This is a genomic window from Pseudomonas sp. MIACH (assembly GCF_001269925.1).
Classification (GTDB): Bacteria; Pseudomonadota; Gammaproteobacteria; order Pseudomonadales; family Pseudomonadaceae; genus Aquipseudomonas.
Genome location: NZ_LHVO01000012.1, coordinates 63,016 through 76,784, shown reverse-complemented (window position 1 = coordinate 76,784; position 13,769 = coordinate 63,016). Strand labels below are relative to the sequence as shown.

Annotated in this window: 13 protein-coding genes; 8 read left to right on the top strand and 5 right to left on the bottom strand. The window is 59.0% G+C overall.

Features of this window, described 5'->3' with window-relative positions:
- Positions 1 to 166: 166 nt before the first annotated feature.
- From aat to infA, 3 genes are all read left to right on the top strand, one after another.
- Positions 167 to 847: a leucyl/phenylalanyl-tRNA--protein transferase gene (gene aat, locus AD670_RS03945; RefSeq protein WP_053128511.1), complete on the top strand. Its 681-nt coding sequence runs from the start codon at positions 167 to 169 to the stop codon at positions 845 to 847.
- 56 nt (positions 848 to 903) lie between these two features.
- Entirely contained in the window at positions 904 to 1,611 is a 708-nt protein-coding gene (locus AD670_RS03940; RefSeq protein ID WP_053128509.1) for an arginyltransferase, read from the top strand.
- A 100-nt stretch (positions 1,612 to 1,711) separates the two neighbouring features.
- Complete coding sequence (gene infA, locus AD670_RS03935; protein WP_002553999.1) at positions 1,712 to 1,930, top strand: translation initiation factor IF-1; 219 nt, start codon at positions 1,712 to 1,714, stop codon at positions 1,928 to 1,930.
- A gap of 184 nt (positions 1,931 to 2,114) precedes the next feature.
- On the opposite strand, the gene clpA is transcribed toward infA, so the two are convergent.
- Both clpA and clpS read right to left on the bottom strand, forming a co-directional pair.
- Entirely contained in the window at positions 2,115 to 4,385 is a 2,271-nt protein-coding gene (gene clpA, locus AD670_RS03930) for an ATP-dependent Clp protease ATP-binding subunit ClpA (protein WP_053128508.1), read from the bottom strand.
- Between the two features lie 29 nt (positions 4,386 to 4,414).
- Complete coding sequence (clpS, locus tag AD670_RS03925) at positions 4,415 to 4,783, bottom strand: ATP-dependent Clp protease adapter ClpS (protein ID WP_010567912.1); 369 nt, start codon at positions 4,781 to 4,783, stop codon at positions 4,415 to 4,417.
- A gap of 225 nt (positions 4,784 to 5,008) precedes the next feature.
- Here clpS and cspD point away from each other — a divergent pair, with 225 nt between their 5' ends.
- A complete protein-coding gene (cspD, locus tag AD670_RS03920) occupies positions 5,009 to 5,275 on the top strand; it encodes a cold shock domain-containing protein CspD (protein ID WP_053128588.1) in 267 nt (88 codons plus the stop codon).
- 79 nt (positions 5,276 to 5,354) lie between these two features.
- Here the strand turns inward: cspD and icd are convergent, their stop codons facing one another.
- Positions 5,355 to 6,611, bottom strand: coding sequence for an NADP-dependent isocitrate dehydrogenase (gene icd / locus AD670_RS03915; RefSeq protein ID WP_053128506.1), 1,257 nt, complete (start codon positions 6,609 to 6,611; stop codon positions 5,355 to 5,357).
- Between the two features lie 493 nt (positions 6,612 to 7,104).
- Between icd and AD670_RS03910 the strand changes: the two genes are divergently transcribed.
- Positions 7,105 to 9,330, top strand: a complete 2,226-nt coding sequence (locus AD670_RS03910) for an NADP-dependent isocitrate dehydrogenase (protein WP_053128504.1) — start codon at positions 7,105 to 7,107, stop codon at positions 9,328 to 9,330.
- A 57-nt stretch (positions 9,331 to 9,387) separates the two neighbouring features.
- Here the strand turns inward: AD670_RS03910 and AD670_RS03905 are convergent, their stop codons facing one another.
- Positions 9,388 to 10,260: a LysR family transcriptional regulator gene (locus tag AD670_RS03905; RefSeq protein WP_053128501.1), complete on the bottom strand. Its 873-nt coding sequence runs from the start codon at positions 10,258 to 10,260 to the stop codon at positions 9,388 to 9,390.
- Between the two features lie 72 nt (positions 10,261 to 10,332).
- Entirely contained in the window at positions 10,333 to 11,229 is an 897-nt protein-coding gene (locus AD670_RS03900) for a DMT family transporter (RefSeq protein WP_053128499.1), read from the bottom strand.
- A gap of 187 nt (positions 11,230 to 11,416) precedes the next feature.
- Here AD670_RS03900 and AD670_RS03895 point away from each other — a divergent pair, with 187 nt between their 5' ends.
- Genes AD670_RS03895 through hflD form a run of 3 tightly spaced genes read left to right on the top strand, consistent with a single transcriptional unit; the run spans position 11,417 to position 13,667 of the window.
- Positions 11,417 to 11,863 (top strand): NUDIX hydrolase, encoded by a 447-nt coding sequence (locus AD670_RS03895; protein WP_053128497.1) that lies wholly within the window; start codon positions 11,417 to 11,419, stop codon positions 11,861 to 11,863.
- 59 nt (positions 11,864 to 11,922) lie between these two features.
- Entirely contained in the window at positions 11,923 to 13,047 is a 1,125-nt protein-coding gene (gene mnmA / locus AD670_RS03890; RefSeq protein ID WP_053128495.1) for a tRNA 2-thiouridine(34) synthase MnmA, read from the top strand.
- A complete protein-coding gene (gene hflD, locus AD670_RS03885; RefSeq protein WP_027606331.1) occupies positions 13,044 to 13,667 on the top strand; it encodes a high frequency lysogenization protein HflD in 624 nt (207 codons plus the stop codon). The genes mnmA and hflD overlap by 4 nt, the downstream gene beginning before the upstream one ends.
- The last annotated feature ends 102 nt before the right edge of the window (positions 13,668 to 13,769 follow it).

Below are 13,769 nucleotides of genomic sequence, written 5' to 3'. Positions count from 1 at the left end.
GAATACGACCACACCCCTGGCATAGAGTTGCAGAAACACCCGCTCACGCTAATGCACGCCAACGGCCGATTCGGGCTGGCCCCACGGCGCTGCGTCGACAATAATCACACCCTTGGGGCAGACGACCCGTCTGCCACTCCCCTCCCCTTCCGTAAGCCTGGATGCCATGCTGACCTGGTTACAACGCGACTCACTGACATTCCCCCCGCTGGCCAAGGCCATGCGCGAACCCAATGGCCTGCTCGCCGCAGGTGGCGACCTGTCGGCCGAGCGACTGGTGCAAGCCTATCGCCACGGCTGCTTCCCCTGGTTCTCGGAGGGCCAGCCGATCCTCTGGTGGTCGCCGGATCCGCGTACCGTGATATTCCCTGACGAACTGCATGTCTCGCGCAGCCTGGGCAAACTATTGCGCCAGCAGCGCTATACCGTGACCTTCGACCAGGACTTTGCCGCCGTCATCCAGGCGTGCGCCGCGCCGCGTGCGTATGCTGATGGCACCTGGATCACCGAAGGCATACAGAGCGCCTACCTGACGCTGCACCAGCGCGGTTACGCCCATTCGGTAGAGGTATGGGACAACGGCGAGCTGGTGGGCGGCCTGTATGGCCTGGCGATGGGACAGCTGTTCTTCGGCGAGTCGATGTTCAGTCGCGCCGATAACGCCTCGAAATTCGGCTTTGCCACATTGACCCGGCAATTGCAGGCCTGGGGCTTTGTACTGATCGACTGCCAGATGCCCAACGATCACCTGCACAGCCTGGGCGCCCGCGCCATATCCCGCAGCGACTTCGCAGGTTTCCTGCGTGACCATCTGGACCAACCCAGCTCTGGGCCGTGGGTTTCGTAGGCGACATCCGCCCACCTGGCTTACACTTATTCCAAAGCTTATCCCGAGGGTTGATCATGACCGAGTTGGCGCGTTTGAAGTTCTATGCCACTCAACCCCACTCTTGCAGCTATCTGCCCGACGAGCAGGCCACCACGCTGTTCCTCGACCCCAGCCAGCCAATGGATGTGCACGTGTATGCCGATCTCTCGGAAATGGGTTTTCGGCGCAGCGGCGATCATCTGTACCGGCCTCACTGCCAGAACTGCAATGCCTGCGTGCCGGCACGCATCCCTGTGGCGCAGTTTCTCCCGGACCGTAATCAGAAGCGCATCCTCAAGCGCAACGCCGACTTGACGGTGACGGCTGCCAAGCCGCGATTTACCGAAGAATACTTCGACCTGTACCAGCGCTATATCGAGCAACGCCACGCCGACGGCGATATGTTCCCTCCCAGCCGCGACCAGTTTTCCACCTTTCTGGTGCGCGACCTGCCGTTCTCGCGTTTCTACGAGTTTCGCGCGGACGGCCGCCTGGTGGCCGTCGCCGTGACCGATTTGCTGCCTAACGGCCTGTCGGCGGTCTACACCTTCTACGAGCCGGCCGAAGAGCGCCGCAGCCTTGGGCGCTTTGCGATCCTCTGGCAAATCGGTGAAGCACTGCGCCTGGAACTGGAGGCGGTGTACCTCGGATACTGGATCAAGAACTGCAAAAAGATGAACTACAAGACCCAATATCGGCCCATAGAACTGCTGATTAATCAAAGATGGGTCACGCTTAACTAGAACCCCTTGGCTTAAACACCCTTTTTCGGGCACAATGCACGCCGCTTTTGCCTGGCGCAGTTGCACCGGGCCATTCACTGGATACCGAGGGCTTTACTGCATGTCGAAAGAAGACAGCTTCGAAATGGAAGGCACTGTCGTCGACACCCTGCCCAACACCATGTTTCGTGTGGAGTTGGAAAATGGGCACGTCGTAACCGCGCATATCTCCGGCAAGATGCGCAAGAACTACATTCGTATTCTTACCGGTGACAAAGTGCGCGTCGAGCTGACGCCCTATGACTTGAGCAAAGGGCGCATCACTTACCGCGCTCGCTAAGCAAGTCAATACAAAACGCCCGGTTATGCCGGGCGTTTTTGTGTGGGTCGGATTTACCTGACACCTGAAACCCAATGCGGGAGGGGGCAAGCCCCCTCCCACACTGGATCTTCATTGCTCCAAAAATTGCATTTCAGACAGCAAAAAGGCGCCTTTCGGCGCCTTTTGTGTTGCTGCAGAACGATCAGGCCATTTCAGCCGTGGTTTCGAACTCGAAGGTCAGCTCGCCATCCTTCAGGTCGATATGCACCACGCCACCATGGTCGGAAAGCTCGCCAAACAGGATCTCCTCGGCCAGCGGCCGCTTGATCTTGTCCTGGATCAGACGCGCCATTGGACGAGCGCCCATTGCCGCATCGTAGCCACCTTCGGCGATCCAACTGCGCGCCGCCTCCGTGACATCCAGCTGCACGCGCTTGTCTTCCAACTGCGCCTGAAGCTCGGTGAGGAACTTGTCCACCACACTCTTGATAACCTCATGGCTGAGGCGACCAAACTGGATAATGGTGTCCAGACGGTTGCGGAACTCCGGCGTGAAGCTCTTCTTGATCACTTCCATCGCATCAGACGAGTGATCCTGATGGGTAAAGCCGATCGAAGCCCGCGCGGCTGTCTCGGCACCGGCGTTGGTGGTCATGATCACGATGACATTGCGGAAGTCCGCCTTGCGCCCGTTGTTGTCGGTCAGGGTCCCGTGGTCCATCACCTGCAGCAGCAGGTTGAAGACTTCCGGGTGGGCCTTCTCGATTTCATCGAGCAGCAGTACGCAATGCGGCTGCTTGGTAATCGCTTCGGTCAACAGGCCGCCCTGGTCGAAACCGACATAGCCCGGAGGCGCACCAATCAGGCGCGACACGGTGTGACGCTCCATGTATTCGGACATGTCGAAGCGCACCAGCTCGATCCCCATGGCCTTGGCCAATTGCCGTGCCGCCTCGGTCTTGCCGACACCGGTAGGACCAGCGAACAGGAACGAACCGACGGGCTTGTCCGGCGACTTGAGGCCCGCACGCGACAGCTTGATCGCGGTGGACAGCGCATCGATCGCCGCGTCCTGGCCGAACACCGTGAGCTTGAGGTCGCGCTCCAGGTTACGCAGCAGCTCCTTGTCGGAACTGTTGACGTGCTTTGGCGGAATGCGCGCGATCTTCGCGACAATGTCCTCGACCTGAGGCACGTCGATGCGCTTCACACGCTTCTCGACCGGCTGCAGGCGCTGGTAGGCCCCCGCCTCGTCGATCACGTCGATGGCCTTGTCCGGCATGTGCCGGTCATTGATGTAGCGCGACGCCAGCTCAGCCGCCGCACGCAACGCTTCATCGGTGTACTCGATGCCGTGGTGCGCTTCAAACCGGCCCTTGAGCCCGCGCAGGATGCCGATAGTGTCTTCAACCGACGGCTCGGAGACGTCGACCTTCTGGAAGCGACGCGCCAAGGCACGGTCCTTCTCGAAGATGCCACGGAATTCCTGGAAGGTGGTCGAACCGATGCAGCGGATATCACCCGACGACAGCAGCGGCTTGAGCAGATTGGAGGCGTCCATCACCCCACCGGATGCCGCACCGGCACCAATGATGGTGTGGATCTCGTCGATGAACAGGATCGCCTGCGGGCGTTTTTTCAGCTCGCCGAGCAGCGCCTTGAAGCGCTTCTCGAAATCGCCACGGTACTTGGTCCCAGCGAGCAACGCGCCCAGGTCAAGGGAGTAGACGACACTGTTGGCCAGCAGGTCCGGCACCTGGTTGTCGACAATGCGCTTGGCCAGGCCTTCAGCAATCGCGGTCTTACCCACGCCCGCCTCACCCACCAGCAACGGATTGTTCTTGCGGCGACGCGCGAGGATCTGCGCTACGCGCTCGACCTCAAGCTCACGCCCCACCAACGGATCAATCCGCCCCTGGCGCGCCAGCTCATTGAGGTTGCTGGCATAGGCATCCAGCGGGTTGCTTGAAGAAGAAGACTCACCGCCCTCGTCGTCCTGCATATCCTGCTCACCCTCGGAATGATCGCCGTGCCCAGGCACCTTGGAGATACCGTGGGCGATGTAGTTGACGACATCAATACGGGCAACGCTCTGCTGCTTGAGCAGGAACACTGCCTGGCTTTCCTGTTCGCTGAAGATCGCCACAAGCACATTGGCGCCCGTGACTTCACGCTTACCGGAGCTCTGTACGTGGAAAACAGCACGCTGCAACACCCGCTGGAAGCCCAGGGTCGGCTGGGTTTCGCGGTCCTCGTCATGCACGGGGATCAGTGGCGTGGTGGAGTCGATAAACTCCTGCAGGTCATGCTTGAGCTTGTCGAGGTTGGCGCCGCACGCACGTAGAACCGTGGCGGCAGCTTCGTTATCCAAAAGTGCCAGCAGCAGGTGTTCGACGGTCATGAATTCATGACGCTTCGAACGAGCCTCCTTGAAGGCAAGATTGAGGGTGACTTCGAGCTCGCGGTTTAACATAGCTTCACCTCATACCCAAGTGGTCGGCGTTAACCGTCCTTCTCGATTTCACAGAGTAGCGGATGCTGGCTTTCCCTGGCGTACTGGTTGACCTGCATGGCCTTTGTCTCGGCGATGTCACGGGTAAACACTCCACATACTGCCCGTCCTTCTGTGTGAACGGCCAGCATTACCTTGGTCGCCAACTCGCGGTTCAGGTTAAAAAACACCTCGAGTACTTCGACCACGAAATCCATCGGTGTGTAGTCATCATTGAACAAAACCACCTTGTACATCGGCGGCGCCTGTAAAGCAGGCTTGGCCTCCTGAACAGCAATGCCTGCAGAACCGTCGTCATCGTGTTCGTGATCCGGTCGATCCTGATTGAATGTTAGTCGAATCTGGCTGATTGCATGCATGGAAAGAAAGGTTCGTCAGTGGTTCAAATACAGTGGTGGGGGCGACCTGTCAGAATTTCAACTCCTGACCACCCGGTCGCCTTGACTATCGGCAAATCGGTGTTACAACCAATAGAACCCACAGTGGGTAAAAAAGGTCCGCGCAGTCAACCTTATTTATTCGGGTTAGGACGGATAAACTGGATGATACTCCAGTGATGGAGTCTGGTGCAGAGGGAAATGGGTATGTCTGGCGTCAAGATCAATGGCAAGGTCAAGTGGTTCAACAACGCCAAAGGATATGGCTTTGTTCTCGAAGAAGGTAAAAGCGAGGACCTTTTTGCTCACTACTCAGCGATCACCATGGACGGGTATAAAACGCTGAAAGCGGGCCAAGCAGTCACCTTTGAAATCATTCAAGGACCCAAAGGGCTGCATGCTGTGAACATTAAAGCTGAAACACTGGAAAACACCGCAGCGCTGCCCACTCACAAGAAGAAGCAACTGGCCTGATCCGCCACAGGGTGTGTAGGTGCGATAAAAAAACGGCCACCCCAATCCAAGTTGAGGTGGCCGTTTTATTCGTGCTCTTTTACATATGCGAAATCAATGCATCGCCAAAACCAGACGACGACACCAGCTTCGCCCCTTCCATCAAACGCTCGAAGTCATAGGTCACGGTCTTGGCCGAGATAGCCCCGTTGGTACCCTTGATGATCAGGTCGGCCGCTTCGGTCCAGCCCATATGACGCAGCATCATTTCTGCCGACAGAATCAATGACCCCGGATTGACCTGATCCTTGCCCGCGTACTTGGGCGCGGTACCGTGGGTGGCCTCGAACATGGCCACCGTGTCGGACAGGTTGGCACCCGGCGCAATCCCGATACCGCCCACCTCTGCCGCCAGGGCGTCGGACAGGTAGTCGCCGTTCAGGTTAAGGGTCGCGATCACGTCATACTCAGCCGGACGCAGCAGGATCTGCTGGAGCATGGCATCGGCGATGGCATCCTTGACCACCACATTCTTGCCGGTCTTGGGGTTCTTGAACTGCATCCACGGACCGCCATCCAGCAGGGTCGCACCGAATTCTTCAGCCGCCACTTCGTAGGCCCATTCCTTGAAGGCGCCTTCGGTGAATTTCATGATGTTGCCTTTGTGCACGATGGTCAGCGAGTCGCGGTCGTTATCCACTACATATTGCAGGGCCTTGCGCGCCAGGCGCTTGGTGCCCTCCAGCGATACCGGCTTGATACCAATGCCGCAATCCTGGTCGAAACGGATCTTGGTGACGCCCATTTCCTCCTTGAGGAACTTGATGATCTTTGTCGCTTCCGGCGAGCCGGCCTTCCACTCGATCCCGGCGTAAATATCTTCGGAGTTCTCACGGAAGATGGTCATGTCCACGTCACCTGGTTTCTTGACCGGGCTGGGCACACCTTCAAACCAGCGCACCGGGCGCAGGCATACATAAAGATCGAGTTGTTGGCGCAGGGCCACGTTCAACGAACGAATGCCGCCACCGACCGGGGTGGTCAGCGGGCCCTTGATGGACACCACGTAATCCTTGACCGCATCCAGGGTTTCCTGGGGCAGCCAGGTGTCCTGGTCGTAGACTTGAGTCGCTTTCTCACCGGCATAAACCTCCATCCACGAGATTTTGCGCTTGCCGCCGTAGGCCTTTTCAACAGCGGCGTCGACCACCTTGATCATCACCGGGCTGATGTCGACGCCAATACCGTCACCTTCGATATAAGGGATGATCGGTTGGTCAGGAACATTGAGAGAATGGTCTGCATTGACGGTGATTTTGTCGCCGACTGCCGGAACCTGAATCTTCTTGTATCCCATGCTGAACTCCATCTATGGATTGAACATCTGGCTGCGTTCGAGCCTACTCCAGATAAATGGCGACTGAAACCTCGCGCCATGCTCATTTGCATCGAAAACAGCATAAATTGTCGCCTACAAGCCTGAAAGCAAAGGGAAAAGCGCCAATCTTGAGCACATCATGCGACTTTAGGCGTAACCCGGTACCTGCGACCTTTAGACCAATGGACGACACACCTTTTGTATGAAGGCTCGGCGTAAGCATAGCGACCTATGTATAATGCCGCCGCTGACCAAAGAGTCACGACGGCGGACCGCTCTAGAACAATGCCTTCCGCTACAAAGCAGGACTAATACAATAGTCCACCCGCTTGACGCTCGACTGATGCAACCCAACATCACCGCGAAGAAACCTCGACCTTTCGCTCATGGATGACTTTGAACGAACGCGCTCCACCCGGCGCATCTCGAGTTTCTGCGCACGCTTTCAGCAAAGAAGAGAGTTAATCCGAATATGCCCACCCGCTCGAAGATCATCTACACCTTCACCGACGAAGCCCCAGCCCTCGCCACCTATTCACTGCTGCCTATCGTAGAGGCCTTCACCGCTTCCGCTGATATTGCCGTGGAAACCCGCGACATCTCCCTCGCAGGGCGCATCCTCGCAAGCTTCCCCGAGCAACTGGGCGACAAGGCTATCGCGGACCACCTCGCCGAACTGGGCGACCTGGCCGTTACGCCTGAAGCTAACATCATCAAGCTGCCTAACATCAGTGCCTCGACCCCGCAACTGCAGGCGGCGATCAAGGAACTGCAGGCCCAGGGCTACGCCCTGCCGGACTACCCGGAAACCGTAACCACCGACGCGGAAAAAGAAACCCGTGCACGTTACGACAAGGTCAAGGGCAGCGCCGTGAACCCGGTACTGCGCGAAGGCAACTCCGATCGCCGCGCACCGCTGTCGGTCAAGAACTATGCTCGCAAGCACCCGCACAAAATGGGCGCCTGGGCTGCCGACTCCAAATCCCACGTTGCCCACATGAGCAACGGCGACTTCTACGGCAGCGAAAAAGCCGTACAGATCGAAGCTGCTGACGCTGTCAAAATCGAGCTGATCGCTCAAGACGGCACCACCACCGTCCTGAAAGAAAAGACCAGCGTAAAGGCCGGCGAAATCATCGACAGCGCAGTACTGAGCAAGAAAGCCCTGCGCAGCTTCATCGCCGCTGAAATCGAAGACGCCAAGAAACAAGGCGTACTGCTGTCGGTCCACCTGAAAGCCACCATGATGAAGGTCTCCGACCCGATCATGTTCGGCCAGATCGTTGCCGAGTTCTATAAAGACGCCCTGGCCAAGCACGCAGACGTGCTGGCACAGATCGGCTTCAACCTGAACAACGGCATCGGCGACCTGTACGCTCGCATCAAGGCCCTGCCGGCCGAGCAACAGGCGCAGATCGAAGCTGACATCCAGGCGGTCTACGCCGCTCGCCCTTCCCTGGCGATGGTCAACTCAGACAAAGGCATCACCAACCTGCACGTGCCGAGCGACGTGATCGTCGACGCCTCGATGCCAGCGATGATCCGTGACTCCGGCAAAATGTGGGGCACCGACGGCCAGCTGCACGACACTAAGGCCGTGATCCCGGATCGCTGCTATGCGACCATCTACCAGGCAGTGATCGAAGAGTGCAAGGCTAACGGCGCCTTCGACCCTACCACCATGGGCAGCGTGCCAAACGTTGGCCTGATGGCAAAAAAAGCCGAAGAGTACGGCTCCCACGACAAGACTTTCCAGGTTAAGGCTGACGGCGTCGTCCGCGTGACCGACAGCAAGGGCAACCTGCTGATGGAACAGAAAGTCGAGGCGGGCGACATCTTCCGCATGTGCCAGACCCAAGACGCGCCGATCCAGGACTGGGTCAAACTCGCCGTCAATCGTGCTCGCGCCAGCAACACCCCGGCCATCTTCTGGCTGGACCCACAGCGCGCTCACGACGGCGTCGTGGTCGAGAAAGTTCAGGCCTACCTGAAAGACCACAACACCGAAGGCCTGGACATCCGCATCATGTCGCCGGTCGACGCGATGAAGTTCACCCTGGAACGTACCCGCAAGGGCCTGGACACCATTTCGGTGACCGGCAACGTACTGCGCGACTACCTGACCGACCTGTTCCCGATCATGGAACTGGGCACCAGCGCCAAGATGCTGTCGATCGTACCGCTGATGAATGGCGGTGGCCTGTTCGAAACCGGCGCCGGCGGCTCGGCACCGAAGCACGTACAGCAACTGCTGGAAGAAAACTTCCTGCGTTGGGACTCCCTGGGCGAGTTTCTGGCCCTGGCCGCTTCCCTCGAGCATTTGGGTGTGACGTACAACAACCCGAAAGCCCTGGTACTGTCCAAGACCCTGGATCAGGCCACCGGCCAGTTCCTCGACAACAACAAGTCGCCATCGCGCAAAGTCGGCAACATCGACAACCGCGGCAGCCACTTCTACCTGGCGCTGTACTGGGCCCAAGCCCTGGCCGCCCAGACCGAAGACACTGCACTGCAAGCGCAGTTCGGCGAACTGGCCACAACCCTGGCCGCGAACGAAGCAACCATCGTTGCCGAGCTCAATGCCGTACAGGGCAAGCCAGTGGACATCGGCGGCTACTACGCGCCGAACCCAGAGCTGACCAGCAAGGCCATGCGCCCAAGCAACACCCTCAACGCGGCGATTGCCAAGTTGAAGTAAGGTTGTAAGGATGCATCACAAACCCCGGCCAAGTGCCGGGGTTTGTGTTTTCAGGGCTTATGCAACCCCGTACTCCTCGCGCCACGCGGCCTCGATAATCGCCAGCAACTGCGGCTTGTACCAAGGCTCCCAGCCCGCCCTCTGCTTGAGTTCGACCCCAAACCCCGGCAGCGCAGGCAAATGCGCGAGCGCTTCGACGTTTTTCAAGCCCGGCACCTGGGCAAACCAGGGCAAAAGCGTCACACCGACTCCCGCCTGGACCGCTGAACGCAGCGACATCAAGTCTTCAGACTCATACACGCAGCGCCAGCTGATGCCACTTTCCTCCAAACGCCGAATCGCCAGGCTCCTGAACACACAGGGCGCCTTGAACAGGGCCAGCGAAACTTCCTGCCCTTCCATGGGAGCTGCCGCACACTCGCCACCCAGCCACATCAACGAAAGTGCATGTAAGGGCACGCCAGCGACTTTTGGCAACTCATCAATCATCAGGCCAATATCGATTCGCCCTTCACTGAACGCCTCCGCGAGCAGCATAGAGCGCGCTACCTTGACCACAATGCGCACCGAGGGTAATTCCAGCGCCACAGCCGGAATAATGCGCTGCAGGATTTCCTCGCTGAAATATTCGGGAATACCCAGCGTCACCGACTCTTGAGTGCGACTGGCATCAAACAGACTCCCCACCTTGTCATTGACGCTGACCATCTGCTGGGCATAGCCGGTCAGGCGCTCCCCTTCAAGGGTGAGCAGCACCTGACGGTTGTCGCGGGCAAAAAGATCGACACCCAGCAAATCCTCAAGTCGCCGAATCTGCTGACTGATTGCCGGCTGAGTCAGGCTCAACGCCTGCGCGGCGCGGGTGAAACTGCCCAGTTCTGCGACCTTGAGAAAACTGCGCAGCGACTGAATATCAAGATTGACTCTCATGACACACCCATGCGAGTGAGTAATTATTCCCCGCCATTAGTGCAAGGCGCCCGCTATACCTGTCAAGACTACCTACTTGGCGCGCACATGATTCATCCAATAAACCCCTGCCCCTGAAACAACAAACCCTACAATCGCCACCCCACTCGGCACCTCACTCATCACCAACGACGCCATGATCTGCGTGACAGCCGGAATAACATGAAACAAGTTCGTCGCCCTACTCGCCTCCCCGCGTCGAATCATCAAATACAGCAGCGTCAGCGCACCCACGGAGTTCATCAGCGTGATCCAGGCCACCGACGCTGCGAATGGAACCCACTCGGTGACCTGCATGGTTTCGGTGGTGTATGCCAGCAGCAACATGACCAACGACGCTGCGACCATCTGAATGAAACACCCCACCCATAGATTCACCCCGCCAAGAAAGCGCTTCTGGTAGAGCGTGCCAAGCGTGATACCCAATAGCGCCAAGCCCACCGCGCCGTAACCACCCACTGACGCCTCGGAGCCAAAAAAGCTGCTGGCCACGACGATGGCCACGCCGCCAACACCCAGGATCGAACCCGGCAGGTCGCGCCAGCTCAATTGTTCACCCAGGCAGAAATAGGCACCGATCACCACGAACACCGGCATCAGCCCGACGATCAATGCCGCCTGCCCTGCGGGAACGCCTTGGCTGATGCCGGTGTAAAGGCCGCCGAACTGCAGGGCCTGCAACAGCAGCCCCACTGTCGCAGCATGGAGGTAGGGGGCAAGTCGTTTAGGCCATTGCGCCTTGATGGCGAGTGCAACGCCCAGGAACACCAGGGCAGCCAGGGCAAACCGATAGAACGTCATGGTGAAGGGCTCGCCATAACGCACACCGAACGCACCGCCGATGTAGCCGGAACTCCACAGCAGGATGAAGGCAATGGGCAGTGGCGATGTAAGGCGCACTTCGTAGCTTCTATCGGCAATCGGGTTCATGACACTCTCCAAACTGAGGGCTCTGGAGAGATAAGCTGCGCCAGGCGCTGAAATCGGTAAAATCATAAAATGTCAGGCGCATCATGCAGATTGCTTATGCATCATCCTTGTGGGAGCCCCCCCCCCTCCCGCACTGACTGTAATCCTGCTCCAAGACTGCGCTGCATTCAGAATCGAGAGGCATCCCATGACCTGGCAACCCCACATCACCGTCGCCACCATCGTCGAAGACAACGGCAAGTTCCTGATGGTCGAAGAACTCAAGGGCGGCCGCGCCGTGCTCAATCAGCCCGCCGGCCACCTCGACCCACATGAAACCCTGACCGAGGCCGCCGTGCGCGAAACCCTCGAGGAAACCGGCTGGGACGTGGAAGCTACGGGCATCGTCGGCATCTACCTGTACACCGCCCCCAGCAACGGCGTGACCTACCAACGGGTATGCTTCACCGCCAAGGCCTTGAAACACCACCCGGACTATCAGCTTGACGAAGGCATCGTGCGCGCCCGCTGGCTGAGCCGTGACGAGCTGATGGCCGTGCGCGACGACTGGCGCAGCGAGCTGATCATCCGCTGTATCGATGATTATCTGGCCGGCCAGCGTCACAGTCTGGAATTGATCCGCCCTTCTCTTTAGCCTTGCGGGCCCAGGCCTGCTAGAATCGCGTCCTTTTTCAAGACACCCGTTGAAACCCTATGCGTGATCCAGCCCCTTCTGACACACAAAAGAAGCGCGTCATCGTCGGCATGTCCGGCGGCGTGGATTCTTCCGTTTCCGCCGTTCTGCTCATGGAGCAGGGTTATGAGGTGGAAGGCCTGTTCATGAAGAACTGGGAAGAAGACGATGGAACGGAATATTGCACCGCCATGGACGACCTGGCGGACGCCCAGGCCGTGTGCGACAAGATCGGTATCAAGCTGCACACCGCCAACTTCGCCGCCGAGTACTGGGACAACGTGTTCGAGCACTTCCTGGCCGAATACAAGGCCGGTCGCACGCCGAACCCGGACATCCTGTGCAACCGCGAAATCAAGTTCAAGGCGTTCCTCGACTACGCCATGGTCCTTGGCGCCGACCTGATTGCCACTGGCCACTACGTGCGCCGTCGCGACATCGATGGCCGCACCGAACTGCTCAAGGGCCTGGACCCGAACAAGGACCAGAGCTACTTCCTGCACGCCGTCGGCGGTGAACAGATCGCCAAGACCCTGTTCCCGGTGGGCGAGCTGGAAAAGCCCGAAGTGCGCAGGATCGCCGAGCAACACGGCCTGGCGACCGCAAAGAAGAAGGATTCCACCGGGATCTGCTTTATCGGCGAGCGCCGCTTCAGCGACTTCCTCAAGCAGTACCTGCCGGCGCAGCCGGGTGAGATCAAGACCACCGAGGGTGAAGTGATCGGCCGTCACCACGGCCTGATGTACCACACCATCGGTCAGCGCCAGGGCCTGGGCATCGGCGGCCTGAAGGACGCTGGCGAAGAGCCGTGGTACGTGCTGGTCAAGGACCTGGAACACAACGTGCTGATCGTCGGCCAGGGCAATGAACACCCGCTGCTGTTCTCCGGCGCGCTGCTGGCCTCGGAGATCTATTGGGTCAACCCGATCGACCTGAGCACCCCGCGCCGCCTGACGGCCAAGGTGCGCTATCGCCAGAGCGACCAGCCCTGCACCCTGGAAAAAACCGCGACGGGCTACCGCGCCACCTTTGATGACCCGCAACGCGCGGTCACTCCTGGCCAGTCCGTGGTGTTCTATGACGGCGAAATCTGCCTGGGCGGCGGCGTGATTGAAGTCGCCGAAGCCTGGAGCAACCCGGCATGAGCCCGACCCAGGAGCAATTGACGGCACTCGGCGGGGTATTTCTCTCCGCCGTGCTCGTGGACAAGATCGCCAAGACCGGCCAGGTCACCGAAGCCGGCCTGACCTGCATGCTCGGCAGCCTGCTGATCCGCGACCCCAAGGACACCCTGGAAGTCTACGGCGGCGACGACCTCGCACTGCGTGAAGGTTATCGCGCCCTGATCGGCGCCCTGGAGCGCGACCCCAGCACCCTGCAGCGCGAGCCGCTGCGCTACGCCCTGTCGATGCTTGGCCTCGAGCGTCAACTGGCCAAGCGCGAAGACATGCTGGAAACCATCGGCAAACGCCTGCCACAGATCCAGTCCCAGGTAGAACACTTCGGCCCGGCCCACGAAAACGTGATCGCCGCCTGTGGTGCGCTGTACCAGGACACCCTGAGCACCTTGCGCCAGCGCATCCAGGTGCACGGCGACATGCGCAACCTGCAGCAACCGAACAACGCCTCGAAAATCCGCGCACTGCTGCTCGCCGGTATTCGTTCGGCACGGTTGTGGCGACAATTGGGCGGCCATCGTTGGCAGTTGGTGATCAGCCGACGCAAATTGCTCAAAGAGCTTTACCCGTTGATGCGCAACGAATAAGTCGCACCAACAGGCTATTTTCAAGCCGTTACGCGTAATACGCCGGTCAGTTGGCAACGGACCGGCGAATTTTTTCATGTATGATACGCGCCCCATTTCGTT

Coding starts and splice junctions, on each gene's coding strand:
- aat (WP_053128511.1), top strand. CDS start 167: ATGCTGACCTGGTTACAACGCGACTCACTGACATTCCCCCCGCTGGCC.
- AD670_RS03940 (WP_053128509.1), top strand. CDS start 904: ATGACCGAGTTGGCGCGTTTGAAGTTCTATGCCACTCAACCCCACTCT.
- infA (WP_002553999.1), top strand. CDS start 1,712: ATGTCGAAAGAAGACAGCTTCGAAATGGAAGGCACTGTCGTCGACACC.
- clpA (WP_053128508.1), bottom strand. CDS start 4,385: ATGTTAAACCGCGAGCTCGAAGTCACCCTCAATCTTGCCTTCAAGGAG.
- clpS (WP_010567912.1), bottom strand. CDS start 4,783: ATGCATGCAATCAGCCAGATTCGACTAACATTCAATCAGGATCGACCG.
- cspD (WP_053128588.1), top strand. CDS start 5,009: ATGTCTGGCGTCAAGATCAATGGCAAGGTCAAGTGGTTCAACAACGCC.
- icd (WP_053128506.1), bottom strand. CDS start 6,611: ATGGGATACAAGAAGATTCAGGTTCCGGCAGTCGGCGACAAAATCACC.
- AD670_RS03910 (WP_053128504.1), top strand. CDS start 7,105: ATGCCCACCCGCTCGAAGATCATCTACACCTTCACCGACGAAGCCCCA.
- AD670_RS03905 (WP_053128501.1), bottom strand. CDS start 10,260: ATGAGAGTCAATCTTGATATTCAGTCGCTGCGCAGTTTTCTCAAGGTC.
- AD670_RS03900 (WP_053128499.1), bottom strand. CDS start 11,229: ATGAACCCGATTGCCGATAGAAGCTACGAAGTGCGCCTTACATCGCCA.
- AD670_RS03895 (WP_053128497.1), top strand. CDS start 11,417: ATGACCTGGCAACCCCACATCACCGTCGCCACCATCGTCGAAGACAAC.
- mnmA (WP_053128495.1), top strand. CDS start 11,923: ATGCGTGATCCAGCCCCTTCTGACACACAAAAGAAGCGCGTCATCGTC.
- hflD (WP_027606331.1), top strand. CDS start 13,044: ATGAGCCCGACCCAGGAGCAATTGACGGCACTCGGCGGGGTATTTCTC.